Source organism: Marinobacter sp. UBA3604, from assembly GCF_002375325.1.
GTDB lineage: Bacteria > Pseudomonadota > Gammaproteobacteria > Pseudomonadales > Oleiphilaceae > Marinobacter > Marinobacter salarius.
Window position 1 is genome coordinate 213,487 of sequence record NZ_DFMB01000041.1, and the last position, 25,160, is coordinate 238,646.

The 25,160-nt window shown below is 49.8% G+C and carries 22 protein-coding genes; 18 read left to right on the forward strand and 4 right to left on the reverse strand.

Annotation, left to right across the window (positions count from 1 at the left end; all coding sequences use genetic code 11):
* Window positions 1–42: 42 nt before the first annotated feature.
* The 10 genes from B2590_RS12755 to B2590_RS12800 all read left to right on the forward strand — a co-directional run bounded on the left by B2590_RS12755 (window position 43) and on the right by B2590_RS12800 (window position 11,406).
* The gene (locus B2590_RS12755; protein WP_286810653.1) at window positions 43–1,455 is read left to right on the forward strand and encodes a TIGR03013 family XrtA/PEP-CTERM system glycosyltransferase; all 1,413 of its coding nucleotides are present in this window, start codon (window positions 43–45) and stop codon (window positions 1,453–1,455) included.
* 61 nt (window positions 1,456–1,516) lie between these two features.
* The gene (locus B2590_RS12760) at window positions 1,517–2,161 is read left to right on the forward strand and encodes an XrtA/PEP-CTERM system exopolysaccharide export protein (protein ID WP_286810654.1); all 645 of its coding nucleotides are present in this window, start codon (window positions 1,517–1,519) and stop codon (window positions 2,159–2,161) included.
* Between the two features lie 59 nt (window positions 2,162–2,220).
* Window positions 2,221–3,747, forward strand: coding sequence for an XrtA system polysaccharide chain length determinant (locus B2590_RS12765; RefSeq protein WP_286810655.1), 1,527 nt, complete (start codon window positions 2,221–2,223; stop codon window positions 3,745–3,747).
* An 86-nt stretch (window positions 3,748–3,833) separates the two neighbouring features.
* A complete protein-coding gene (locus B2590_RS12770) occupies window positions 3,834–4,673 on the forward strand; it encodes a polysaccharide biosynthesis protein (RefSeq protein WP_286810657.1) in 840 nt (279 codons plus the stop codon).
* Between the two features lie 64 nt (window positions 4,674–4,737).
* Window positions 4,738–5,955: an outer membrane beta-barrel protein gene (locus B2590_RS12775; protein WP_286847954.1), complete on the forward strand. Its 1,218-nt coding sequence runs from the start codon at window positions 4,738–4,740 to the stop codon at window positions 5,953–5,955.
* A gap of 52 nt (window positions 5,956–6,007) precedes the next feature.
* Window positions 6,008–6,868, forward strand: coding sequence for an XrtA system polysaccharide deacetylase (locus B2590_RS12780; RefSeq protein ID WP_414673549.1), 861 nt, complete (start codon window positions 6,008–6,010; stop codon window positions 6,866–6,868).
* A 33-nt stretch (window positions 6,869–6,901) separates the two neighbouring features.
* Entirely contained in the window at window positions 6,902–8,215 is a 1,314-nt protein-coding gene (locus B2590_RS12785; protein ID WP_286810659.1) for a FemAB family XrtA/PEP-CTERM system-associated protein, read from the forward strand.
* Entirely contained in the window at window positions 8,215–9,189 is a 975-nt protein-coding gene (locus tag B2590_RS12790; protein WP_286810660.1) for a GNAT family N-acetyltransferase, read from the forward strand. The genes B2590_RS12785 and B2590_RS12790 overlap by 1 nt, the downstream gene beginning before the upstream one ends.
* A gap of 5 nt (window positions 9,190–9,194) precedes the next feature.
* Entirely contained in the window at window positions 9,195–10,310 is a 1,116-nt protein-coding gene (locus B2590_RS12795) for a glycosyltransferase family 4 protein (protein WP_286810661.1), read from the forward strand.
* A gap of 55 nt (window positions 10,311–10,365) precedes the next feature.
* A complete protein-coding gene (locus B2590_RS12800; protein WP_286810662.1) occupies window positions 10,366–11,406 on the forward strand; it encodes a polysaccharide deacetylase family protein in 1,041 nt (346 codons plus the stop codon).
* Here B2590_RS12800 and B2590_RS12805 read toward each other — a convergent pair.
* Both B2590_RS12805 and B2590_RS12810 read right to left on the reverse strand, forming a co-directional pair.
* Window positions 11,367–12,545 (reverse strand): hypothetical protein, encoded by a 1,179-nt coding sequence (locus tag B2590_RS12805; protein WP_286810663.1) that lies wholly within the window; start codon window positions 12,543–12,545, stop codon window positions 11,367–11,369. The genes B2590_RS12800 and B2590_RS12805 overlap by 40 nt on opposite strands.
* Complete coding sequence (locus B2590_RS12810; RefSeq protein ID WP_286810664.1) at window positions 12,545–13,720, reverse strand: ATP-grasp domain-containing protein; 1,176 nt, start codon at window positions 13,718–13,720, stop codon at window positions 12,545–12,547. Before B2590_RS12810 ends, B2590_RS12805 begins: the two co-directional genes overlap by 1 nt.
* 336 nt (window positions 13,721–14,056) lie before the next feature.
* On the opposite strand from B2590_RS12810, the gene B2590_RS19270 reads away from it, so the two are divergent.
* From B2590_RS19270 to B2590_RS12820, 3 genes are read left to right on the forward strand one after another with little or no spacing between them, the layout of a single operon-like run.
* A complete protein-coding gene (locus tag B2590_RS19270; RefSeq protein ID WP_353744222.1) occupies window positions 14,057–14,455 on the forward strand; it encodes a hypothetical protein in 399 nt (132 codons plus the stop codon).
* Complete coding sequence (locus B2590_RS12815; protein WP_286810665.1) at window positions 14,442–15,731, forward strand: O-antigen ligase family protein; 1,290 nt, start codon at window positions 14,442–14,444, stop codon at window positions 15,729–15,731. The genes B2590_RS19270 and B2590_RS12815 overlap by 14 nt, the downstream gene beginning before the upstream one ends.
* A gap of 16 nt (window positions 15,732–15,747) precedes the next feature.
* On the forward strand, window positions 15,748–16,698 hold the full coding sequence (locus tag B2590_RS12820) for a glycosyltransferase (protein ID WP_286810666.1): 951 nt from the start codon (window positions 15,748–15,750) through the stop codon (window positions 16,696–16,698).
* 116 nt (window positions 16,699–16,814) lie between these two features.
* Here the strand turns inward: B2590_RS12820 and B2590_RS12825 are convergent, their stop codons facing one another.
* Window positions 16,815–17,711 (reverse strand): hypothetical protein, encoded by an 897-nt coding sequence (locus B2590_RS12825; protein ID WP_286810667.1) that lies wholly within the window; start codon window positions 17,709–17,711, stop codon window positions 16,815–16,817.
* Window positions 17,712–17,956: 245 nt separating this feature from the next.
* Between B2590_RS12825 and B2590_RS12830 the strand changes: the two genes are divergently transcribed.
* Window positions 17,957–18,808 carry a sulfotransferase gene (locus tag B2590_RS12830; protein WP_286810668.1) on the forward strand — a complete coding sequence of 284 codons (852 nt, stop codon included), beginning with the start codon at window positions 17,957–17,959 and terminating at the stop codon, window positions 18,806–18,808.
* Window positions 18,809–18,889: 81 nt separating this feature from the next.
* Window positions 18,890–19,984 (forward strand): non-hydrolyzing UDP-N-acetylglucosamine 2-epimerase, encoded by a 1,095-nt coding sequence (gene wecB / locus B2590_RS12835; RefSeq protein ID WP_286810669.1) that lies wholly within the window; start codon window positions 18,890–18,892, stop codon window positions 19,982–19,984.
* A 6-nt stretch (window positions 19,985–19,990) separates the two neighbouring features.
* Here wecB and B2590_RS12840 read toward each other — a convergent pair whose 3' ends face one another.
* Entirely contained in the window at window positions 19,991–21,136 is a 1,146-nt protein-coding gene (locus tag B2590_RS12840; RefSeq protein WP_286810670.1) for a glycosyltransferase family 4 protein, read from the reverse strand.
* A 210-nt stretch (window positions 21,137–21,346) separates the two neighbouring features.
* On the opposite strand from B2590_RS12840, the gene B2590_RS12845 reads away from it, so the two are divergent.
* From B2590_RS12845 to B2590_RS12855, 3 genes are all read left to right on the forward strand, one after another.
* Complete coding sequence (locus B2590_RS12845; protein ID WP_286810671.1) at window positions 21,347–22,489, forward strand: glycosyltransferase; 1,143 nt, start codon at window positions 21,347–21,349, stop codon at window positions 22,487–22,489.
* A 48-nt stretch (window positions 22,490–22,537) separates the two neighbouring features.
* Window positions 22,538–23,710, forward strand: coding sequence for a glycosyltransferase family 4 protein (locus B2590_RS12850; protein ID WP_286810672.1), 1,173 nt, complete (start codon window positions 22,538–22,540; stop codon window positions 23,708–23,710).
* A gap of 149 nt (window positions 23,711–23,859) precedes the next feature.
* A complete protein-coding gene (locus B2590_RS12855) occupies window positions 23,860–25,146 on the forward strand; it encodes a polysaccharide pyruvyl transferase family protein (protein WP_286810673.1) in 1,287 nt (428 codons plus the stop codon).
* Window positions 25,147–25,160 lie beyond the last annotated feature (14 nt).

A 25,160-nucleotide genomic window follows, 5' to 3' on the forward strand; every position in this document is an offset into this window, starting at 1 on the left:
GATGCGCAGACGCGTTTCCAGTGAACAGCAAAAGGAGTTGGCGTGGCCCACGTCAGATTGTTCAGGCACTACATTCACGTTCCCTTCGTTATTCTGGGCCTTATCGACTTCGTTGTCCTGGCCGTAAGTTTCTCGCTGGCCGCATTTTTTCGTCACTTCGGGGAAGTGTCTTTCTTTCTCGACAGCTTTATATACCTACTGCCTTCCGCTGTTGTTTTCAGTCTGGTGAACCTGTTGGTCATGATTGCCCTGGGCGTTCATCAGTCCCGCCTGGAAGAGGGTATGTCCGGCATGATGCTGAGGACCATCTTCTCTCTCATCATTAGCGTCCCCGCGGTGGGTGTTCTGTTTGTCATCAGCAACGACTGGCTCTGGTACCTCGGCTTTACGGATTTGCTCACGTCCGCCTCCGTTTTCGGTTTTTTCCTGCTGGGAATCAGCCGCTGGGTGTTCTTTGCAATGGCAGGGAAGGATGCGTTCAAGCGAAAAGTCCTGGTGCTTGGAGCGGGTTTCAGGGCCCGGCAACTCCTGGAAGATCTTACAACGCCCTTCAATCGCAAGGGCTTTATCCTGACAGGGTTTGTGCCCATTCCCGATGAGCCGACTCAAGTCAGTGAAGAAAACCTGCTCCAGATCCCGACCACACTGCATCAATACATCCTCAAGCACCCGGTCAAGGAAATCGTGATTGCCGTTGACGATCGCCGTAAAGGCCTGCCGATGGAAGATTTGCTCGAGTGTAAGATGCTGGGCGTTCGTATTGTGGATGGGGCCAGTTTCTACGAACGAGAATCACGGAAAGTCGCACTGGAGATGGTTACCCACGGCTGGCTGGTGTTCTCGGACGGTTTCAAGGTGTCGTCGGTCTACGGCTTTGGTAAGCGTTTGTTGGATATCCTTGCTGCGGGGGCGTTGTTGTTGGCAGGCCTGCCGCTGATGATCCTCACGGCGATTGCCATCAAGATTGAAGACGGCATAAAGGCACCGGTGTTCTACAGTCAGGAGCGGGTGGGCCTTAACGGTGGTGTTTTCAGGGTTCACAAGTTCCGATCCATGATCACGGATGCCGAGAAAAACGGCGCCGTATGGGCCAGTCAGAACGACGCGCGTGTTACCAAAGTGGGTGAAATCATCCGCAAGATTCGCGTTGACGAACTGCCGCAGATCTTCAATGTGCTTAACGGCACCATGGCCTTTGTAGGGCCTCGCCCGGAACGGCCTGTTTTTGTTGAGCAATTGTCGGAGAAAATTCCGTTCTACAGCGAACGCCATAGGGTAAAACCAGGTTTGACGGGTTGGGCGCAGCTTTGTTTTGCTTATGCTGATAACGAAGAAGATACGCGGGAAAAGCTTCGTTACGACCTTTATTACATCAAGAATCAAAGCTTATTACTGGATTTGTTGATTATAATTCAGACAGCAGAAGTGGTATTGTTTAAGAAAGGATCTAGGTAGTTTCGGGACCCGCTTTATCCGAGACATGGAAACAGGCAAGGAATTGTAGAGAGGACGAACAATGTCATCCAAGTATTCACTCCTGGGATTGGTTTTATCCCTTACCGCAGTCATTTTTGTTTCGGGTTGCGCAGGCCCGAAAACATCATCACCTGAACAGATCCAACGTGCCCTGGCGGTCGATACGGTTAACAGTGTTGATGAGTACATCCTGGGCGCCACAGACGTGGTGCGCGTTTCCGTATGGCGCAATGAAGACCTGAGTATATCGGTACCCATCCGGCCCGATGGAAAGATCTCCGTACCGCTTGTGGGCGACGTGCAGGCCTCCGGCCGAACACCGGATGCGCTGGCAAACGATATAGAGACCAAGCTCTCCGCCTATATCCGGGAACCTCAGGTCAGTATCGTTGTCACCAGCATGGGGAGTCATGAATATTCTGATCGGGTGCGCGTAACGGGTGCGGTACAGCAGCCGACATCGGTCCCTCATCGGGCCGGTATGACGGTGCTCGATATGGTACTGACGTCAGGTGGTGTCACACCCTTCGCGTCCCCCAATAACTCTGTGCTTTACCGGGCCGTTGGGGGCGAGGTGGTTGCTATTCCAGTCAAGCTGGACGAAATCCTCTCCCGAGGTGATATTTCGACCAATTATAAATTACGACCGGGAGATATCCTGACCATACCCGAGAGAAGTCTTTAACCCGGTATCGGGTAATAGAGTTGTTCCCGGTTGGGCTTTTTGAATAACGGACTATTGATATGGCACTTCCATTAAACCAGTTACCGAAAGAGATAGTACGGGAAGTACGGTCTCGTAAATGGCTGGCACTGCTTTTGTTTGCAGTCGTCAGCTTTTCGGTATTGGCTGCCGGTTTCCTATGGCCCTATAAATACCAGTCGCAGGTCGTTATTTTTGTCGATGACAGGAATATTATCCAGCCGCTGATGGAGGGCAGGGCCGTAGCGACAAAGGTCACTGAAAAAGTATCGGCAGCCAGGGAGCTACTTGGTTCCAGGAACGTTCTGGAAGAAATTGCCACAGATACCGAAATATATGGTGAGAACGCCGCCGATATCAGCCCGGAGGCGTTGGAAGGACGTATCAACGGTCTTCGCTATAGCATGTCAGTCGTGCCCAGGGGCGATAACTACTTCAGTATAAGGTACTCGTCTTCGTCTCCCCTTAAAACATTCAGGGTGGCGCAGAAGTTGGGCCAGGCGTTTATCGAGGAAAACGCCAAGCGTAAGCGTGAAGAAAGCCGCTCCGCGTACGACTTTATCGACAAACAGGTCAAGAGTTACGAACAACAGATTGCCGAAGTTGAAGAGCGCCTCAAGGAGTTCCTCTCGGAGAATGTAGACGGTACAGAGGCCGACGCGAACGCCAGGCTATCAAACCTGCAAAGTCGCCTTGAATTGGCCCAGTTGGAGAAAGAAGAGCTGCAGACCCGAGCTCGGTCCCTTGAGCGTGAACTTAGCGGCATCAACCGCACTCTGAGGCAGGGGCGTACCGTGGACGCTTACCAGGAGCGAATCAATTCCATGGAAGAGCAATTGGACTCACTGAGGCTCCGTTACCACGATACTTACCCGGATATCGTTATACTTCGGGAGCAGCTTCAAGAGCTCAGAAAGCAAAGAGAAAGGGCGCTCGAGGAACAACAGCTCTCCAGCGAGCCAAGCGGGAGCGAAAGTATACCCAATCCGGTGTATCAGGAGGTTCGTTCCAATCTGGTGACAACCAACACCGACCTTGAAACAGTCGAGACCCGGATCAGTTCTATCAAGCGACTCATCACGGAACAGAAGCAACGAATGGAGCGCATTCAGGAAAATAAGGCGCAGTATTCAGAGCTGACTCGTGACATGGAGGTCAACAAGGAAATATACAATGACCTCCTGCAACGCCGCGAAAAAGCCCGGGTGTCGATGCACCTGGATATTGAAGGGCAGGGATTGAACTACAAGATTAACGAGTCTGCACAGTACCCGACGAGCCCTACCGGGCCGAAGTTCTCCATGTTTGCGATGGCGGGCCTTCTTCTCGGTGCAGTTGCGCCTTTCGGCGCAATAGCAGGCCTGCTTCAGGTAGATCCTCGTATTCGTTCTCGTGAACAACTGGAAGACGTTCTCGATATTGCGGTGCTAGAGCATTTGCCAGAAGTTCGGACGCCCTTTGAAAAACGGCGTGATCGGAAGGTCACCGTGGCCGTGGTTGTAATGGCGGTACTGGTTGCCGCCGCTTATGTCGCAGTAGCGCTGGCTTCTGTGTTTGGAGTGATTTGATGGCCGATTCCAGAGCAGACCAGGGAAAAGAGACCCAAGCTGAGGGAAGCGTTCTTTCGGATTTCGAGAAATGGAAATCAGAAAAAATGAACAGGGAGACGGAGAACAGCAACAGTTCTGCCTCTGCAGGCAATAGCCCGGAGATCGTCTCCCGTGGCGAAGATCGCTTTTCCGAATGGGATGATTCGAGGATGCTGGTACCCAGTTCACTGGAACTTGGGGCAGGCAGCGTCGACAAGTACGTTATTAGCAAACAAATTGTACGGATGCAGGAGCCACGCCGCCTGACACCGGACGATCTGGAAGAACGTCGCATCATCTATCCAGAGTCCCGTAACCGGCAACTGGTCAATCATTTCCGTAACCTACGGACGAAGCTACTGGAAAAATCCGGGGGCAATAACTTTACGTTGGTGGTCAGTGGTGCTCGTGAGGGTGCAGGGTCATCATTTGTTGCGTTGAATCTGGCGGCTGCCTTTGCCTTTGACGAAGCCAAAACAGCGTTGATCATTGACTGTAACCTCCGGGAACCCGCGCTTCATTCGACGCTGGACATTATTCCGGACTCTGGTCTGACTGACTTCCTTGATGACCCGGATTACGATATTGCCCGGATCCTCTATCCGACTGGAATACCTCGGCTTCGACTTATCCCGGCCGGCAGCCGCCGGGAGACGCCCGGTGAGTTTTTCACCTCGTTCCGTATGAAGCAATTCTTACAGGCTGTTCGTCGCCGTTATCCTGATCGGTTCATCGTTCTGGACACGGCACCCATTACAGAGTCTCCGGATGCCCGAATCCTGACCGAGCTTTGCGATTACGCCATGCTGGTTATTCCCCATGCCGGTATGACGGCCGATGGTATTGAGCAGGCTGCGGGCGCGTTCAACGCCGAGAAGTTTGTCGGAGCTGTTATAAATGGTTGATCTGTCAGGGACATGGAAGTGCCTACGATTTGTGATCCTCGGAGTCTTGGCTTGTAGCCTGTTTGTGAGCCAGGCCAGTGTTGCAGAGCCCATTTCCTTGTCAGGTGGCCTCACGAACCGATTCAGTGACAACGTCACGCGAGATGCCAATAACGAAATAAGCGACACTGAAACCCGAGTCAATTTGCGGCTCGCCCATCAGAGTGATCCCGGGGAGTGCCAGGCGAGCACCTTCGCCGATGTTGGTTATGGGGTGTGGCACGATGAGACTTACGATCCGGAAACCTATACAACGGCTGACTTTCTGGGTGACTGCGAGTTGGCGCAGGGACTGAGATGGGAAGTTGCGGACAACCTGCGGAATGTAACCAGGGACTCTCGTGGTACAGACACGCCAGACAACACAACCCGTAAGAACATATTCCGCACGGGACCGGTTTATACAGTGCCGCTTAGTAAGGTGGATCAGCTTCGCCTGTCTCTTCAGTATGAAAATACTGAGTTCGGCGACTCGGAGGAAGTCGACAGCGACCGTTATATTGGCTCGGTTGGTTGGAGCAGAATGTTTAGTCCCACCTTTTCGGGTGGTATCAGTGTGCTCACAAATCAAGCCGAATTCGACACCGGCGCAGAAATTGATACCGATGTCGTCAGCCTGGATTTTTCTCAAACCTGGGCGACAACGAGCCTTTCCGGCAGCATTGGCATCAGTGAGATTGAAAGCGATTTTGGTGGCAATACCCAGTCAAGCGATGGTGTGGTTGGGGATATTTCACTGGAGCGGGAAATTAACCCGGTAACGACCTTCTACATTAACGGTAGCCGTGAATTGACCGATCAGACCTCGGATTTCGATATCCGCTTTGGTGACTTCGTGTTTGATCTCCGCGAGACCAGCGAGGTTGAAGTAACTGCAATCAATACGGGCATCCGAAGGCAGTTTAGCGATGCCTCTCAACTGAACATTAATGTGTTTGCGAACCGTGCCGATTACATTCGCGCGGATGAAACGGAAGATCGGCTAGGGTTGGCGGTAGGGTACAGTCGGCCAATATTGCCTTTGTTGACGCTACGATCAAACACAAGATACCAGTATCAGTCGTTCGACGAGGACGAAGTGGATGAGGAAACCATAAGCCTGGATATTGGGTTAACCTATGAACTTACCCGCGATCTGGGTATCACTGGCAGGGTTGGACATACATCCAGAAGCAGCGACTCGAGCATCAGTGAATACGATGAAAACTGGGTTTCCATAGCGCTGGATTATCGGTTCTTCTGAAACCCTTCTGGCATTCCCTGAGTGCTATTTTTACACCCGGAGTATCACGGACGTGAGACAGAACGCCCTGACAATCGATGTTGAAGACTATTTTCAGGTAGCGGCGCTCGCCGAGGCCGTCAATCGTGACGACTGGCCAACCATGGAATACCGGGTTGAAGCCAACACAGAACGGTTGCTGGAACTGTTTTCAGAGCGTGATGTGAAGGCGACCTTCTTTACCTTGGGCTGGGTTGCCGAGCGCTCCCCCGGGCTGGTGAAAAAGATCCAGCAAGCGGGGCACGAGATCGCCAGCCATGGATACAGCCACCAGTTGGTCTACACCCAGACACCGGAGGTTTTCAAGGAAGAAACCCGCAAGTCCAAGCGCATACTCGAAGACATTACCGGTGAGCCTATAACCGGCTACAGGGCTGCGAGCTATTCAATTACGGCACAGTCCCGTTGGGCTCTGGATATCCTTTGCGATGAGGGGTTCACCTGGGATTCATCGATATTCCCGGTTCACCATGATCGCTATGGCATGCCAGGCACGCCTCACGAGCCCTATCTATTGCAGGCGCCCAATGGCAAAACCCTCACGGAGTTTCCGCTGTCGACCTGCCCGATTGGTAGATACCGGTTGCCCATCGCAGGGGGTGGCTACTTCCGATTGTTCCCTTACTGGCTCAGCCATTGGGGCTTGGGCAAGATTAACCGGGCAGGGCAACCGTTTATTTTCTACCTGCACCCCTGGGAAATCGATACCGGGCAACCAAGGCTGAACGTCAAGGCATTTTCCCGTTTCCGACACTACAACAACCTGGATAAGTGCATGCATCGGCTTGAACGGCTGCTCGGCGATTTCCGTTTTGGCTCGGTGTCGGACGTGCTGTCCGGTATGGACATACCCACCAAGGCTGTCGCTGTCTAAGCGTTGTTTAGGGAATTCTTTAAGGATAGCGCAATGGGAATGGAGACACCTATCCCCGGCCTGGAGGCCTCCAAGGCGCGGCTGGACGAGTTGAAGAGTGCCAAAGGCCGTCTCAGTCGCCTGGTGGGCGAAGCCCGCAAAAGCGGAACCAATGCGGATGAACTGATTGCCGAGCTCCAACAGGTATCCAGCGAGATAAAACAGCTCCAGAAGCAGGTTAAGCAGCAACTCAATGGGGCTCAGGCACAGGATAAGTGGACCCCAAAGCCGATCACTATTCCTCCTGCTGTTGGAAATGCCACGATGGCACAAGCCATCGCCGTAGAGCCCTGTGCAGATTCCGACATCCATCACGCAGAAGCCTACGTAGCCCGTCATCCTGCAGCGTCAGTTTGGCATAGGCCTTGTATTTCATCGTTCATCAGTAAAACCTACGGCCACAACACCCGATATCTCTGTGCCTACGATGACGTAGGGGGCATTGTCGGTGTGCTTCCCCTGGTACAACTCAATAGCCGGCTTTTTGGTAATTTCCTGGTTTCAATGCCCTATTTTAATTATGGCGGGGTTTTGGCGGACCATCCCGACATTGCCCAAAAACTCATCGGCGAGGGCGAAAAGTGGCGACAGCAGTTGGGAGCAGGTCACCTGGAAATGCGGTTTTGTCAGGATAATGAACTGGGCTTGCCTCAGCGCAAGGACAAAGTCACCTTCTGGTTGCCATTGCCGTCTAAAACCGAGGACCTGTGGGACAGCTTCCAGCCCAAACTGCGTGCGCAAATCCGCCGGGGCGAGCGGGAAATGAACGGGTTCGCTATCGGTGGCGCTGACTTGCTGGACGAGTTCTATCGGGTTTTTGCCATCAACATGCGTGACCTCGGAACGCCCGTCTACGGTAAAGAGTTTTTCCGAAACTTGCTGGACACTCTAGGCGGGCAGGCGTGGCTGGTAGTTGCCCGTATTGAAGGGCAAGCGGTTGGCTGCGCTTTTTTGACCGGTTACAAGGGCCGCATGGAGATTCCCTGGGCGTCTACATTGCGCAAGTACAACCACACCAGCATCAATATGATCATGTACTGGAAAGCCCTGGAGTTCGCGGTACAGCAGGGTTTCGAGGTTTTTGACTTCGGCCGTTGCAGTCACGATGCCGGCACCTATCGTTTCAAGCAACAGTGGGGTGCCCAGCCTCTGACATTGCATTGGGACTACTTGCTGCCGGAGGGAGAGGCGCTACCCGCACTCAACCCAAACAACCCGAAGTTCAGGCTGTTGATCGCCGTATGGCAGCGACTTCCCGTTTGGGTGACCACGCTGCTAGGCCCTCATATCGTCAAGGCCCTGCCGTAATGAGCCTGTTCCAGACAAAGGCGTGGCAAAGCGCCTGGTGGGACACCTGGGGGCGCCAGAAAAGCTTCCGCCTTGTCCGGCCCTGGGACGGAGAAGTGTCCGGGCTGTATGAGTCCCGGTACAGGCTGAAAGGGGTGCTGCCTATACGATCGCTACAGTTCGTAGGCACCAGCTCCCGTGAGCTGAGAACCCCAAGAACAGAGTATAATCGATTCTCCAGAAATCTCACTGGCCAGCCTCTGGTGCGCGCATTGCAACAGCAACTGGAAAGTCATACCTGGACCGAAGCCGTCTTTAACGATTTGCGCGCGGGTTCCGAGGATCTATCTGCACTGGTTACAATTGCCGCGACCCAGAATTGGGCGTTTCGGATTATCGCAGTTGATGATGGATATGCGGTGACAACTTCTGGACCTTTTGATGAATATCTCGCCTCGTTGGGCGCTAATAGCCGCTTAAAACTCTACAACCGCCGTGCTGTGCTTGAGTCTCTGGGGCCGGTGCGCGAAGAAAATTTATGGCCACACAACTCAAAGGCATTCTTCGATGCCCTTAACGCATTTCACAGGGAGCGATGGAGAAAAGACTGCGTAGCAGGAAAAAGTCTGACGTTTCATGAGAGATTTCTCTCTCGAGTTGAGGAGGAAGGTGGTCGCCCGTTGCTATCGACATTGACCTGTGGGAACCATATCGTGTCGGTGCTTTACAATGTCTGGTATCGGGGAGTCGTCTACAATATCCAGGCCGGCTTTGAGCAGAATTTTCATAAAAAGCTGTCACTTGGATCACTGCATTTGGGGTATGCCATCGAAGACGCGTTCAGGCTGCCCGACACGGACCGTTTCGATATGCTCGCGGGGCAAGGCAAGAAAGAAAACTATAAAGCGCGGATCGCAACTGAAAGCTATCAGTTTCTGACGGTAATGTTGGTTAAGAGCACCTTATTCCGTGCTCTCTATTGGATGAGAGGGTAAAACCCATGGCAGGGAAAGATGTAAAGACTATTCTGCACCTCATTGATACAACGGGTCCCGGCGGTGCTGAAACCGTTTTTATCAATCTCCTTAAAGAACTTCAGCAAACAGAGTTTCGCAATATCGTTGTTCTGCGCGGCGAGGGTTGGGTAGCTGACCAGGTTCGGAGTCTGGGAATTACACCTCAATTCATTGACTCCAAGGGTAGTTTTAACCTTGGCTACATCCTTGGCATGAAACGTTTAGTGGTAGGCGAGGGTGTTGATTTGATTCATGCCCATTTGCTGGGCTCCAACGTGTACGGCGCTCTGCTTGCAATGATGTGCAGGAAGCCGATGATCGCGACGTTCCATGGCGCGGTTGATGTTGCGGCGGGAGAACGATTCCTGCGGGCGAAATTCGGGATTATTGGTTGGGGTGCGTCCGCCATTGTGTGTGTCTCGAAGCGACTGCAGGAAGAGCTCGCTGAACGTAGCTCACTTCCCGCTCGTAAGCTACATCTGGTCTATAATGGTGTTGATCCAGAGCTTTTCTGCAAGGCGCCCGCGTCGGGATTGAAAGAAGAGCTTGGCCTACCGCCAGAAGCCAATCTTGTCGTTTCAATCGGTAATATTCGTCCAGCCAAGGGTTACGACCACCTCGTTGATGCAGCTATAAAGATGGCAAAGCTGGATCCGAACACCCACTTCGTCGTTGTAGGCCATCAGCGTCCAGCTTTGTTCGAAAAGCTCAAAGCTCAAATTCGTGGAGCACCGGAGGCACCGAGAATTCACTGGCTCGGTTTCCGGCAAGACGTAGTAAATGTTCTCCGGCAGGCGGATATTTTCCTTCTGCCTTCCACATCGGAAGGATTCTCAATCTCCACCGTTGAAGCTATGATGGCTGGAGTGCCTGTTATTGCTACACGAAGTGGAGGCCCAGAGGAAATTGTTTCTTATGGAGAGAGCGGACTCCTGGTACCTATTGAAGATTCTGATGCAATCGTCAACGCTATTCAGCGCCTGAACGATCCGACCTTGAAGCAACAGATAACCGAGCAGGCCCTTGAGAGTGCAAAGAGCAAGTTCAGCTTGAAGAGCATGTTGCACGCCTATCAAGGACTATATGAGCGCTTTATGTAACGCCGGGTGACCCAGGTGAAGTTACGCTGATAAGTTCAACGCAGGACGCGAGATCATGAAGTCTGTCATTCTGAAGGTCGCAAATATTATCGGGGAAACAGGCGTATATCGCTTCTTGTGCCCTGGTCGTGTGCCCGTCTTCATGTTGCACAGAGTTACTGACGGTAGTGATGGTATTCCGGGTGACATGACGGCTGAACGTCTTCGTGGTTACCTTCGTTATCTCTCCAGTCGGGGATATAGTGTTCTGACGATGGACCAGCTCTGGCAGTTTCTCAATAAAGGCACGTCGATTCCCTCCAAGTCCGTTATGTTTACGATCGATGATGGCTTTTCAGATCATCATGACGTCGCAGCGCAGGTGTTTGATGAGTTCGGGTTTCCGCTGAATTTTTTCGTGATTACCGGCCTTCTGGACGAGCAACTCTGGCCGTGGGATGACCAGATAGCGCACGCCGTCAATCACACCAAGATCAGCGCAATCGACCTTCAGCTCCCATTTGGCGGCAAATACTCGGTCAATCTTGCTGAGATCAGCGTACGGAGAACAATCCGCGAGATTCGAAATGCCCTGAAGGTCGTCAACCAGGAACATATCTATCAGTGGCTTGGTGCAGAACTTTACCCGAAATTGGAAGTTGATTTCCCGGATACCATTCCCCGGGAATACCGGCCAATGTCCTGGGACGATGCAAGGTCACTCAAAAAAAGGGGGCATGGAGTCTATCCCCACACTTGCTCACACCGCATATTGTCGACATTGACGCTGGAAGAGAAGCAGCACGAAATCCATGAGGCGCGAAAGAGAGTGGAGCAGGAACTGGCCGACTGCCCAGATGTATTTGCCTATCCCACGGGCCGCCCATCGGATTATGACCGCGCTGATATCGAAGAAGTAAAGCGGGCAGGTTTTAAGATGGCCTTTAACACAGTACCGGATTACATAAGAGCCGGTTGCAGCCAATACGAGCTTCCCCGATTCTCTTTGCCGGAGAACACCGCTGACTTCCTTCAGATTGTCAATCGATTTGAGGCGTTGAAGGAAAAAGTGCCGCGTCAGCCGAACCTTTCCCGCAGTTTTCTACCTACCCGCTGAGTGATGTCCGTTATTGATGCCCTGGCGTATCGGAGCGCAGGCTGGGGGTCTTTCCAGTAAAGCAGTGCGCCAATACGCCGGCGCCGTAGTAGCGCTATATAGCGGAACACGATGGCCAACAGGTTTTCCCTGTCTTCAAGCCTTGCGATCAGGTCCCCAAAGAAATTCCAGTACACAAAATTATTCCGCTGCGGAGCGAATTCCACCCTATTGCCGTAGGCTGCCTGGGTGCAGGCCAGAATGTTGTTGATTCCGCATCGGGTATCAAACCAATTACACATGCCTAGCCTGGGATTGGTTTCGATGTAGTAATAGGTATCGGAATATTGGTCCTTCTTGAATTCGATCATTGCTGGCCCGGTGTAGTTCAGGGCCTTGCCAATTTTCGCGCATTCTTCCCGCAGCGCCTGGTTATTCTGACTGATCGCAAGCGACGTAACTCCATAGTGTGAGGGCATGGTGCCGAGGCGCTTAAACACGAAGCAGGCGCTGAGTTCCTGGTTCTGATCAAAGGTTACGTTGCACACCCACAGGTTGTCGTCACCGCCCTGTATCACTTCCTGGGCGATGAACTGGTCGAGGTGGGCATGGAAATTCTGCTTGAATTCATCCAGCTCCGCCAAGGAATGGATGATAACGTTCTTTGCGCCCAGTACCTTATACTCCCGGAAAGTTCGGGGCTTGATAATCAGCGGGAACGTTTCCGGCACATCTCCCTCAAGGTTGTAAAAGGTCTTTGGAAGAGTGATCCCACCCTGTTCCATGTACTGGCATTCCAGTTTTTTGTCGTTCAGAACTTCCGTAGTTTCTGTAGTCGGCACGATCAGGTGTTGATTGGAGTAGCCTTCCTTCTTGAGTTTACCAAGTAGCTCCGCGGCAAAATCAGAACAGGCAAGCAATACACCTGGGCCACCTTCGTTGTTGTTCAACTGGTCGAGGATGGGCTTGATATCATCTACGGTGGGATTAATCGGCAATAAAAACCGGTACTGACTGAAGCGGCTGTAGGCGCTGAGATCAGACTGTCTTGTCAGAAGGGTGTAGGTTTTCAAGCCCGCATGAGCTGCGGAACGAACAGCTCCGAGGCCGTTGAGTCCATTCGCGAGAATAATAACGTAGGGCCGATTCATGGCAGCCATCAGCCTCTCAGTGCGCTCAGGTACTGCCTTAGCTCAAACCAGAATGGACGAAGATCGCTCAAGCGATTAACTTCGTGCCGGGTTCGTCGTCCTGGCTTGAGAAAGCGCAGTATTTCCAGAAGTTTTGCGCCCGTCGAATAGGACGTCTTGGGTGCCTTAAGAACCAGATAAAGACGGTCCAGGTCACCAAGTAGCCATCTCACCCTGCGGTGCTCCTGAGCGGCCTTTGGTACCGCTTGGCCGGTACTTGCCAGGTACAGCCAGTGCGGGAAATCGATACCCGAATCTATTGCCAACTGCAAAGAGCCCCAGAATCGAGGGTTAACCTCCATAAGATAGCCTTTACCATCCGCAGACACACGAAACTCCACCATCGCAACGCCGTGCCATTTTGCCTTTCGTAGGAGTGTTTCCGCAGAGGACTTCAACTGCTCATCGACAGGCGCAGACTCGCATAGCACGCTGACACCACCGCCGGGCGGTTTTTCGCGAAGCCGACGGTGTGCAAAGTAACATACCGGTTCGCCATGATTGAACAACGCGAAAATGCCTTGGCCAGTTCCATTAATGAAGGACTGAATTGTAAAGGGAAAGTTAAAGTACTCATGGGAATTCAAGGCCGCGCGAGCTTCGTCACGGGACTTCGCAATAATGACCTGAGAAGAGAGTATTTGACCCTTCTCCAGAATTTTCGACTTGAATGGTTTCAGAACGATTGGAAAGTCGTCTATGGTGTCTAGTGCACTTAGGCCTTGCTCCGAATTTTCACAAAATATTGTACTGGGAATGGGAACCGCACTTTCAGCCGCCAATTCAAAAAGCCTGTTCTTATTGGCAAGCCGTTCAACGGCTTCGGTCTCAGGGAAGGGCAAGACCACATGTTCCGGGATTTCACTGCGATAAAGCAGCAGAACGTAGGTGGTCGCTTCCGTGATCGGCAGAAGGAATGAGATGCCAAGCGTATTGATCTGGCTCAGAACATCGTCGAAGAAAGCGCGTGGAGAGCTATAAGGGTCGGAGTAGGTCACCTTATGCGAACAGTATCGAGAAACGGCTGCCATAGAGGTCGGGGTGCTTTCACCGACCGCAATCCATAAACCTTTTGAGCCCAGAGACCGCACAGCGGCGAGGGATGCGCGCTGATTTCCGTCGAGAACCAGAATTCTGGGTTCCATGGGTAAAAACGTCCTTTGTTTGTACCGATAGTGAACAGGTGCCTGATTATCAAATATTGCGATGGGAAATGACATCAGGACGCTTGAGATCAAGAAGAACTAAAGTCGTTTCGTTGCCGGTGAAGGCACAACTTGTGGCATGATACACACGATCAGGGAGCGTAACGAGTTAACATTGCGAAATAGGGAGATTATCGTTTGGGCCGGTTAGTGTATGAACGCTTTGGTTCAAAAAAGGGACTGGTTCGATTCCTCTACCATTGGCTTCTAGCGAAACTTGGTTTCTATAGCCAGTTTACGAGGCTAAAGGGCGGCGAATACGAGCGCCTTGTGTTTGTGTGTAGTGGCAATATCTGCCGTAGTCCTCTAGCGGAGGTGTATGCCCGTAGCCTGGGAAAGCAAGCTGCTTCATGTGGTCTAAACTGCAGAGGAGGCTTTCCCGCAGATCCCCGGGCAAAGGCCTTCGCAGAATTACATGGCCTGAACCTGGATGGGCACCGAACCGTGAATGTCACGGAGTTCCAGTTCCTGAAGACAGACTTGGTCATCGTCATGGAGCCCGCACATTTGTCATCGTTCAAAAAAATCATAGGTAACGAATATGCTCTTGCGCTGGCGGGCAGTTACCGAGAAAAGCCATACCCCTATATCCATGATCCATTTAATTGTTGTGACCATTTTTTTACTCTTTGTGAAGAGGGAGTGATGGAATCCGTTCGGGGTGCGTGTGATTAAAAGGCGTAATGAGGTTTCTGAAGAGGATATCTATGCTCTTAAAGTTAGGGCTATTTGGAAATATGTAAAAAGTGAAAGCTTCGCTTTTTGGATGATCTGTGCATACCTTTTCTTTGAGTATGTTAGGCCACAATCTATCTATCCTGCAATTGACATACTTCCTTGGACACAGCTTACAGTAATAGGGGCGTTCCTAGGGTGTTTTACTGATAAAACAGTGAGATGGGTCTCGTCTCCTCTAAATAAGCTATTAGTGATTTTTCTTTTTATAATTTTGGTCTCAAGCTTTTTTGCTTACTTTCCTGACATCTCATACAATAATCTCGACAAATATTACTTGTGGTTAGTTATATATTTTCTTGTAATAAATATTGTCAATACAAGAAAAAGGTTCTTCATATTTCTATCCATTTTCTTGATTTCATCATTCAAGATATCGCTCTCTCTTGCAGTTACATGGGCGCAGCGAGGCTTCTCATTCACAGATTGGGGACTCAAAGGTCCTCCAGGCTTCTTCGAGAATTCAGGCGAGCTAGCCATTCAAATGCTCGTATTTTGGCCTATAGCATGGGCATTTTCCTCTACATTGAGACCGTACGTCGGTAGAAGAACATTTAATCTTCTATTGTTAATGCCGATCACGGCTGTAATGGTAATTTTAGGTGCCAGTTCTCGAGGGGCGCAATTGGCGCTCTTGGTTCAGATATTGGTTATGAATTATAAGTCGATATTTAAGTTTAAGGTTCTAGGGGCTTTGTCTATTGCGCTTTTTTTGATTTGGACTTTCTTGCCCGAAGAACAAAAAGATCGATTTGAAACTATGGGAGATGATCAGACATCTCAGCAGAGGTTGCTGTACTGGGAAAATGGAATCCAGATGGTCCAGGAGAACCCGGTTCTCGGTGTCGGCTACTTTAATTTTAGTAGATATTTTGAAATTTATTTTTCAGATGATGTTCTATTTCGTAAGGCTGAGCTTCCTCACAATATACTAATACAGGTAGCAACTGATGTTGGGCTTACTGGTCTTTTTGTATTTTGTATAATATTGATGGTTGCTTTTAAAAAATCAAAAGATTTTCAGGTTAAAGGGTGCTCTTGTGATCAAGGTCTTATTGGTCGATGTATGAATATTTCGCTTATAGGGTTTGTAGTTGCAGGACAATTTGTGACCGTAACTTATTACCCGTTCTTGTGGATTCATTTGTCTTTGGTTGTGTCATTAAATAACTCCAATATTAAATCATGCTATTTTAATAGAGAATTATCAAATTAACTAAGGGTTCCGGTTTATGTTGACATCGGGAGTAAGTGGGGTACGTGTTTCATTTGTAATTCCATGCTTCAACGAAGAAATTTTTATCGGTAGCACTATCGATTCAATAAACGCTAATTTTTTTAGTAAGGAAATACCATATGAAATAATTGTCGTTGATAACCGTTCCGAGGACCGAAGTGCGCTTATTGCTATCGAGCGTGGAGCGAAAGTGGTTTATTCGGAGTCGAATACGGTCTCAGCGGTCAGAAACGATGGTTGTAGAGTGGCGACCGGTCAGATATTTATTTTTCTTGATGCTGATGTTGTTATAGATGATAATTGGATTGAAATCTTTCTAGAACATATGGAAAGGCTGATTAGAAATAATGATGTTGTTGGATCGCATTGCTCTGTACCTGAGACAATTAAAGGGCCGTTGAAAGAGTGGTATTTTAGAATCGAGAATGATGATAGAGATACTCATATTGGCTCTGGCCATATGCTTATAGGAAGAAAACTGTTTTTTCTTCTCGAAGGATTTAATCCATCGCTTGTTTCGGGTGAGGACTATGATTTATGTAAGAGGGCGAAGGCAGAGGGAGCTGAATTAGTTGTTGACTCACGTCTCAAAGCGTTTCACCTAGGTTACCCGACGACAATAAAAGAGTTTGTTCGTCGGGAAGTTTGGCACGGACTTGGTGATGTCCAAAACTTCCAGAAATTTATCGTTTCTAAACCTGCAGTTGCTGCGACATTACTTTTTTTACTTCAGGCTCTAGCAATAATAAGTCTTTTAAATGGGATGATGTTAAGTTTTTACTTTTTATTTCTCACGATTGTAGCCATGATTATTGCGCTTATTGTCTATAAGTTCAAGGTGTTTTCAGTATCTGTTATATCGTCTCTGATTCTTCCAGCTTATTTGTATCTGACAGGTAGGTTCGGTTCCTTGTTATATAGGTTGTCAGGTAAGAAATGCTTTTGATTTTAGTAACGAATATTTGGTTTCCGAAATTAGTGTGGCTTTTGGCCGCTCCAATCAAGCCCCCCCTCCTTTCCAATTTTTGCAATTAGGGAAGAGGGGCTCATGATTGGTTAGTCTCAATCGATTGTCAGCGTCGGAGGTTCTGGTCTGCTGTCGTCGGCAGCGCTTTCGTCTAACAATGAGCTAGTGGAGACGTGGAAGGAATCTAAAAGCCACTCGGTATCTTGAGAATAAGGAGCATTTGCCCACCCCATGATGTAGCCTTCATTCCATCCATTTGGACCTTCCGGGGGGATAGGTAAAAGCGCATTTTCAACTTCATGGATTTGGGTGAATGAGTTTTCATTCTCCCATCTCCTCCACAACTCAATTTCACCGTCACGAGTTCCGGAATTCGAAGAAGCTTTTACGCGATACACCACTTGCATCCAGCGTCCCCTGTCCTCAGGGACTCTGATAAACGGCTGAATCTGCATTTGTCCGCCAGCAACTGAATAGCCGCCGTCGGAATAGCTGACAGCTATACTGCTGCCGCCAGATCCATTACTCATTAAGTTCCAGAACGCAGTTGGCCCATTGCCTTGGCTAGAATACCCATCCATCCATGTAGCGAAGAATTTATTGTTACTAGGGGAGCTAGTACTGTGCGTATAGTTCTGGGGTACTCGTATCCAATATTTGTACCAAGCTTCCGGGTAAGCTCCGCCTAAATCAAAGCGTTGCTCCGCCATATCTGAGCCTGCAGGATAGCGAAACCTTAGGCTGTGCTCCTCATCTATAGTTTCCCAGTCCCGGCCCGATGGCATTTGAATACTGGTTTCGCCATTACTGTAGACAACTTCATCTGAGGAGACTATCGAGGTGCGATTATTGCGGTCCCAGCGAAAACCTTGGTCATTAGTAGCTGACATGTCGCCGGTTTCAAAAGAATCTACTAACAAAATCTCTGCGTTAGATTGGGCCGCCAAAGTGAGTGCTAAAGCAGCGACGGCGATGGGACCTAGTGTGTTCATGACGTACGCTCCAAAGTACAATTTTACTCTTCACAGTGTAGACTATTTAACTTAGTTTTACGTTTCTTGGGCGTGTAAATTTGTTTAGGTTGTGTGACCGGTGGAGTCACGGCTCACGCCCTGAGGGTGGGCTAAGTCATAACGCTTCGCTATTCCTCTTGCGGTGCCTAAGATACTGGGTACTTAACGGCGGATTTGATATATTAAGCCTTTGATTTTGGCGCGAATAGGTGGTGAAGCTTCCCATGAGGTATTTAGGCAAGGAATTTGCTTTCAAAGTAGCCAAGAGGGCGTGCCTCTTTTTTCCGGATTACTTTGAGGAAAAACTAAAAAACCCCGTTTTTGTACTGGGATTCAACAATTCAGGAAAGTCCACTGCGGTAAGTCATTTGCGACGAGTTAACGCTTTGTGTGTCTATCCAGGAGAGGGGAATGGAGAGCTCTGGTTTAGAGGGCATTATCCTTGGATCAGTTCGGCGGTATCGGTTCCGCCGATTTGGGCCGCCCCTGATGAGTTTATATGTAGTGTCAAAGATGCATGCCGCGACTCTTTCCGGCTCTCTAGAGCTCAGTTGGGTGCCTACCAGTGGCTAGCAAGTGGAAGCAACCTTCTTAATGACAGCGGTATGTTGGCAGCTTTGGCTCCCGACATTATGAACGATTTCCCTGATGCTAAGTTCGTACACTTTGTCCGCGATGGTCGATTGGCCAGCTATATTACCGCTAGATTGGAGTGGAGCAGGATTATTCGCTCTCCGGGAAAGTATATTGAATATGATTGTCCGTTACGTTTTTCTGACGTACTGAGAAAAATGGCTGAGTACTGGGTATGGACTATGAGGCGAATGGACGAGGTTTCGTCCTCAATGCCTGGTTCGGTATTGGAAGTACGCTATGAAGACTGGTGGTCCGATCCCGAACCGATGATTGATTCGGTGGCCCGGTTCATAGGTGTTTCTCCCCCTGAGGAAAGCAAACGCTATGTTCCGAAAACAGATTTAACCCAGCACCTGCTTACAGAGATGCCCAATGACGAACTGGCTATGTTGGAGGATATCGTTGGCCCCACGATGCGGGACAAGGGGTATTCCCGCTAACCTGAATCACTTGAAAGGCCCGGTTCACTGGGGCACTTACGCCAACCCAAAGGAAGGTTCGAGTCAAAAAGGAGACAGTTAATGCTAATTGATATCATAGCGGGCGCGCGCCCCAACTTCATGAAAATAGCTCCGATCATTCGGGCGTTGAAGGCTCGCCGTGAAGCAGGGGCGGATCTGCAGTACCGGCTGGTTCATACAGGCCAACACTATGACGTGAGTATGTCCGGAACTTTTTTCGAACAATTAGGAATCCCTAAACCGGACGTCAACCTTGAAGTCGGGAGCGGTACCCAGGCCGAGCTCACGGCTGGCATTATGACTCGCTATGAAAAACTGCTGCTGGAATCTCCGAGTTCGCTGTGCCTGGTTGTTGGTGACGTCACATCAACCATGGCATGTGCAATCACTGCTCAGAAGCTGCTGATACCGGTCGCCCATGTTGAGGCGGGTATCCGGTCTGGTGATTGGAGCATGCCGGAGGAGATCAACCGGATGGTGACTGACAGTATCACTAACTGGTTCTTTACAACGAGTGAGTGGGCGGGTAATAACCTTGTAAAAGCAGGTATAGAAGACGAAAGGATTTTTTTCGTGGGCAACACCATGATTGATTCGCTTCTGGCAAACCTGGATAGATTCACTGCACCGGACATCTGGGAGCAGCACGCGTTACAGCAGGGTGAATACTTCGTGGTGACCCTTCATAGACCTGCAAATGTGGATTCTTCAGGGCAGTTTGCAGAGATGCTGAAAGCCATTGGTCGTGGCACTCGTGGGTTGCCCGTGGTGTTTCCGGTACATCCTCGCACGGCCAAAACATTGCGGGATATGATTGACCTGCCGGACAACGTTATTCTTGCAGAACCCCAACCTTATCTTCAGTTCAATTACCTCGTAAAGAACGCGAAGGCGGTTATAACGGACTCTGGTGGTATAACGGAGGAAACAACCGTCATGGGCGTTCCCTGTTTAACGCTTCGAAACAGCACTGAGCGGCCAGAAACGATAGAGCAGGGCACTAACGAATTGATCGGTACCGACCCAGCTGCATTGGAACCAGCATTGGATCGGCTTTTCGCTGGTGAATGGAAAAAGGGCGGGATTCCCCCTATGTGGGATGGGAAAACCGGTGAGCGCATTGTTGCTAACCTTGAAAAGCTTCTCCGGCAATAAGGGAACCTAGAACACAAGCCTGCAGGCGTTCTTGAATTCTCGGGTACAGTTGTCAAGGCTATATTGGGTGTTCGCCTTCTCGCGGGCGAGCAGCCCCATGGACTGCCGGGTCTGCTCGTCCTGTAGCAGTCTGGCTATGAAGCTAGCGGCGCTGGACGCATCGTCTTTTGGATAAACATACCCGTTGTCGCCATGGTCAATGGCCTGTTTAACCGAGGGGATGTCGGGGACCAGCACCGGAAGACCGGCGCTCATATACTCTACGATGGAAAGGGAGAACCCTTCTCCGAGTGCGGCATGCATGGCCATATCCGCGGTGCCGAGAATGTCTCTGGCGTTGGATATGAACCCAGGCAAACGCACTTGCCTATCCAGTTTAAGGTGGTGAATCTTTTCCTTTAGTGTCGAATAGGCCGGGCCGTCGCCGATCAACAAAAATACCAGGTTGTTCTCTGGCATCAGTCGTTGGAGCTCTGAGGCGGTGTCTATAATGAAGTCGAAACGTTTATAAGGGTGAGCCCTGCCGGTCGTGATGCAAATTTTGCTATCGTGCGGAATATCCAGGTTGTCCAACAATGACTGGTGGGAGGTAGTACCCACCTCGACGGGGGGAATGCCGTTTTGCACAACGTGACAGCGGTTTGCCGGTATTCGGCCGTTGTTGATGCTGCGTTGTCGCATTAGTTCCGACACACAAAGTTGGCTGTCAGCACAAATCATGGGAAGTCGGTTGCGAATGGACTTCAGCAAGCCTTTCAAGCCATTGATGTTGGGGCGGTCGCCAGGGGTATGGTCGTGTACAACGATATTGCGAACACCGGCGCGACGCATAAAAGCGTAATCAATGTTGAACCAGGGGCGATCGGTCAGATAGACATGCCGGATGTTATGGGTCTTGATGAACTGCTCAATCGCTTTTCTGTGATTGGTACCGGGCCCCTGAGTGCCCATTTCTACCGCGACAATATTACTTTTGCGAATGCTCTCCGGAAGCTCAGTGATGCTTGGGTATGCCAGGAAAGCCTTCCCACCCCGGGCTTCAAATTGCTCGGCGATCAGAGTCCAGAAATGTTCCATCAACCACCAAGCATAACCAACATCTGAAGGATAGTTCGATACTAAAAGAACGTTGTCGGGAAAGGGTTGTTCCATATACCTGGCCAGAGTCCATTTTCCTGGTGGAGAGAGGCGAACACAATTTAGCCACTTATCGTTCGAGTCCGAGATAATAATGGTTTCAATTCCAATTACAATACATAAAACCTAACTTGGTTGTGATACTCGTAGGGTTGTTCTGATAGAATTCCTGACCGGGTAGGGGTGTCGCAGGCCCCAAAGGATTCCGTAAAGAGGTGATATAGGATGTCGTCCAGATTAGCAGTGGTTGTCAATAAGCATGGAAATGAGCTTTCACCCTCTGAGACATTTCTTCACGCCCACATCAATAAACTCCCTTACCGCTCTTACTCCCTGATTGGTAACCCTGGCTATCGAATGATCCGTGAGGGTTCGGTTGGGGCCGGCAATCACCTGGTTTCGCGTTCTTTGGTTCCGCTGGGTTTCCGTTGGTTGATCAGGAAAGCCATTGGTGTTTCGGTTGCCACTCAGGATACGAAAGCGCTGGTACGATGGCTCAAACATTCAAATATCGATGTAGTGCTGGCCGAGTACGGGCCAACGGCGGTCTCAGTCATGGAGGCATGTTATCAGGCCGATGTCCCTCTGGTGACTCACTTTCACGGATACGATGCCTACACGGACTACGTCGTTGGTGAATACGGTAAAGCGTATCATCGGTTGTTCGACATCTCCTCGGCAATTGTGGGTGTATCGAGCCACATGTGTGAGCAACTGGTTCGGCTTGGCGCGCCCCCTGACAAGGTGCACCAGAATGCATGCGGTGCAGACGTTAACAGTACTCAGCGTTCTGCCGATCACAAGCCTGGTTATCGCTTCGCGATGATAGGCAGACTGGTTGAGAAAAAAGCCCCTTTTGTTTCAATGATGGCCTTTGCCCGCCTTTGTGATTCTGTACCCAATGCCACACTTGAGATAGTGGGCGACGGGCCCCTAAGCGCCGCCTGTGTTCAGATGGTACGGGCTCTCGGGATGGAGGAGCGGGTGACACTTCATGGCGCCAAGCCCCATGAGTTTGTGCAGGAGGTTTTGGGTCGCTCTGACTATTTCCTTCAACACTCTGTCAGGGCTCCGAATGGTGATATGGAGGGTACCCCGGTGGGTGTGCTGGAGGCGATGGGCATGGGGTTGCCGGTAATCAGCACCCGACACGGAGGTATTCGCGACATAATATCCGAGGGTGAGACGGGGATTCTCGTGGATGAATACGACGTCGACGGAATGTTTGAGGCGATGCGGGCTCTCTGTGCCGATAGAGAGCTTTCGGCCCGGATGGGCAAGAAAGCCCAGGAATCCGTGGCTGATAACTGGACCATGGAAAAAAGTGTTGCCCGTCTCTCTGAGATTATTGGATCAGTCGCGCACTGAGCTTGATCCGGTTCCGTTTCAGTTTACTCGCCCTATGGAGATTGTTGGATGAGAATTGGCTATTTATACGACCTTCAAGCCTATCCGCCGAAAGGCGGCAACCATATTCATGTGTTTGAATTGATCCGTGGATTCCTGAGTGAGGGGCATGAGGTTGCGGTTCTGGGCGACTCTACAATGCCTGATGTGATGAATTTCGAGGGGGATACTGACCGTTCGCTCTCTGAGTTTCTGGCGTTCTGCGATGTTATCTACGCGCGGATTGATTCACGTCCCTTGGGTGCCTGGGACCATCTGAAACAGGTGATGGCACGGGCGGAAGAGACTGTTCCGGTGGTATGGGAAATAAACTCTCCCGCGGATGAAAACCTTGCGTTTTCCTGGTTAGGGGGAAAGCGATCCGGTGTGAGGGAATCCTGGGTCAAGTGGTTGAAACGATGGTTTCATGCCGCAAGGCAAAAACCCCGTATTGCACGTGAGGAAAAGGTCCGGAAGGCGCTCGCTGAGAGGGTGGACGGCGCAACCTGTGTATCTTCGTCCATGGGGAATTATGCAAAAAATCACCTTGGAATCGAGCATGCTGTAGTGGTCCCGAATGGTGGACCTCTGATACCGGAAAATGAAATACATAGCCGGCGGCAGAAGCGCGATAACAAGACGTTTACGGTGTTTTATAGTGGCAGTGCCATATACCCATGGCAGGGATTGGACATGCTTTCGGGCGTCATTGAGCTGGCAAAGACAGAGGCGCCGGATATTCGTTTTCTGCTGGCAGTTAATCAAAGGTCTGACTACTTGCCCGAAGGCGATAACGTCGAGATCAAAGAACGTGTACCCAGGGATGAAGTGCTTGATGCAATTTGCTCTGCGGACGTGTGCATTGCCCTTCACCCTGATTGGTTTTGGACGCCTCATGGCGTGCACGGTTCTCCAACCAAGTTATGGGAGTACATGTCCTGCATGACCCCCATTGTTACATCGAACCGCGGGCAAATGGCGGACTTAATTGAACACGAGTCGAATGGCATGCTTGCGAGTGATGAACCTTCGGATATTCTCGCCCAACTGATTAAGCTCCGTGACAATCCCGATCTTGCGGACGCGATTGGAAGAGCCGGTTGGGAGTTGGTGCAGGAAAAACTCAACTGGCCAGTTGTCTCTCGTGAAACACTCTCAGTGTTTAGTCGATCAATGCAGCTCCGTAAAGCAGGGAAGCGTTAAATGAAGGCAAGCATTATCAAGTTAGCTAACGACAGTATATATCGGGTTGGAACAGGCCTAAGCCTAAGCAAAGGCCTTCCCGCTTACATGCGAAGTTTCTACCTGCCAACGATCATTAAGTGCGTGATGATTGCCGGAGCCGTTTGGAAATGAGTGGCAAACGAAAACCAAAAAAGATATTGATAACGAATATTGTTACGTTGAATCCGGGTGATGCTGCGATACTGCAGGGAATGATTCAAATTTTTCGGCAAAAATATGGTGAAGATGTAGAAATTATTGTTTTTGATAAACTTGCCGATGCCGCTTCCAAATACTACCCTTGGGCTTCGTTCCGGCAGTCATTTTTTGGAAACGAACAGTATGGTTATATATCAAGAAAACTAAAAAAACTGGGTTATGGACACTGGGTTAGAAGGCTACGTTACTGGCGCCTGAAGTTCGCTGGATATCTATACCTAGCAAGAATCGGTTGGTTTTCAAGATTACTAGTCAATAGAAGCGACCGGGAGTCGATACGAATTTATGGAGATGCTGACCTCGTTGTAAGCACGGGTGGTACCTATTTAATTGAAAATTATAACCTTTCTTCTTCAATTTACGATTATCTGTTAACTCTAAGTTTTAAAAAGCCTCTTATATTTTTCACGCAAACATTGGGGCCATTTGATAAAGAAAAAAATATTTCTGTTTTTAGGGAAATATTCAGAAAGTCTAATATCATTTTCCTGAGAGACGAGCGCTCCAAAAAGCATTTGCTTGAGATCGGCGTCAGTGAGGATAAAATTGTTATAGCAAAGGATTCTGCATTTGCTATTGATGCAAATAAGCTAGAATTGATTCAAGATTCTGAACGGTCCAAGCCTCTAAAAATTGCAATTTCAGTTCGGTCGCTTCGTTTCTTTGAGTCAGGAAAACAAGGTGTATATGAAAATTATAAAAAATGCATAGTGTCTATGATTGTTTTAGCTGTGGAAGAGTTCGATGCAGAAATCTGTTTCTTATCGACTTGTCAAGGCATTCCTGAGTACTGGACGAACGACTCTGCGCTATCAGAAGAGATATACGAAATGCTTCCCAGTGACATAAGAAAAAATGTTTTTGTCGATGGTGAATTTCGTCAGCCATTGGAAATCATTCGCGCGTATAAGAATTTTGATCTTGTTATTGCGACTAGAATGCATGCCGCGATATTGAGCTTTGTTGCTGGAACACCCGTATTGGGAATAGCGTACGAATTTAAACTAGAAGAACTGTTTGACCAGTTATCGATGGACAAAATTCGGCTTTCTATTAGTAATATGTCAGGCGAATCATCAGCGCAATTACTGAAGTCAATAATCGAAAATCTTGACTATTGGAAAGATCAAGTATCAAAAATCCAAACTAGTTGCCGAAAGGAAGCTAATTCAGTCATTGATAGGCTACCTTCTTGATAGCCGATGAAAAG

Excerpts from the sequence above, each read along its gene's own strand:
- B2590_RS12800 (WP_286810662.1), top strand. The coding sequence starts at position 10,366 with ATGAAGTCTGTCATTCTGAAGGTCGCAAATATTATCGGGGAAACAGGC.
- B2590_RS12855 (WP_286810673.1), top strand. The coding sequence starts at position 23,860 with ATGAGTGGCAAACGAAAACCAAAAAAGATATTGATAACGAATATTGTT.
- B2590_RS12760 (WP_286810654.1), top strand. The coding sequence starts at position 1,517 with ATGTCATCCAAGTATTCACTCCTGGGATTGGTTTTATCCCTTACCGCA.
- B2590_RS12845 (WP_286810671.1), top strand. The coding sequence starts at position 21,347 with ATGTCGTCCAGATTAGCAGTGGTTGTCAATAAGCATGGAAATGAGCTT.
- B2590_RS12770 (WP_286810657.1), top strand. The coding sequence starts at position 3,834 with ATGAACAGGGAGACGGAGAACAGCAACAGTTCTGCCTCTGCAGGCAAT.
- B2590_RS12790 (WP_286810660.1), top strand. The coding sequence starts at position 8,215 with ATGAGCCTGTTCCAGACAAAGGCGTGGCAAAGCGCCTGGTGGGACACC.
- B2590_RS12785 (WP_286810659.1), top strand. The coding sequence starts at position 6,902 with ATGGGAATGGAGACACCTATCCCCGGCCTGGAGGCCTCCAAGGCGCGG.
- B2590_RS12795 (WP_286810661.1), top strand. The coding sequence starts at position 9,195 with ATGGCAGGGAAAGATGTAAAGACTATTCTGCACCTCATTGATACAACG.
- B2590_RS12810 (WP_286810664.1), bottom strand. The coding sequence starts at position 13,720 with ATGGAACCCAGAATTCTGGTTCTCGACGGAAATCAGCGCGCATCCCTC.
- wecB (WP_286810669.1), top strand. The coding sequence starts at position 18,890 with ATGCTAATTGATATCATAGCGGGCGCGCGCCCCAACTTCATGAAAATA.
- B2590_RS12830 (WP_286810668.1), top strand. The coding sequence starts at position 17,957 with ATGAGGTATTTAGGCAAGGAATTTGCTTTCAAAGTAGCCAAGAGGGCG.
- B2590_RS12825 (WP_286810667.1), bottom strand. The coding sequence starts at position 17,711 with ATGAACACACTAGGTCCCATCGCCGTCGCTGCTTTAGCACTCACTTTG.
- B2590_RS12805 (WP_286810663.1), bottom strand. The coding sequence starts at position 12,545 with ATGGCTGCCATGAATCGGCCCTACGTTATTATTCTCGCGAATGGACTC.
- B2590_RS12850 (WP_286810672.1), top strand. The coding sequence starts at position 22,538 with ATGAGAATTGGCTATTTATACGACCTTCAAGCCTATCCGCCGAAAGGC.
- B2590_RS12820 (WP_286810666.1), top strand. The coding sequence starts at position 15,748 with ATGTTGACATCGGGAGTAAGTGGGGTACGTGTTTCATTTGTAATTCCA.
- B2590_RS12765 (WP_286810655.1), top strand. The coding sequence starts at position 2,221 with ATGGCACTTCCATTAAACCAGTTACCGAAAGAGATAGTACGGGAAGTA.
- B2590_RS12840 (WP_286810670.1), bottom strand. The coding sequence starts at position 21,136 with ATGGAACAACCCTTTCCCGACAACGTTCTTTTAGTATCGAACTATCCT.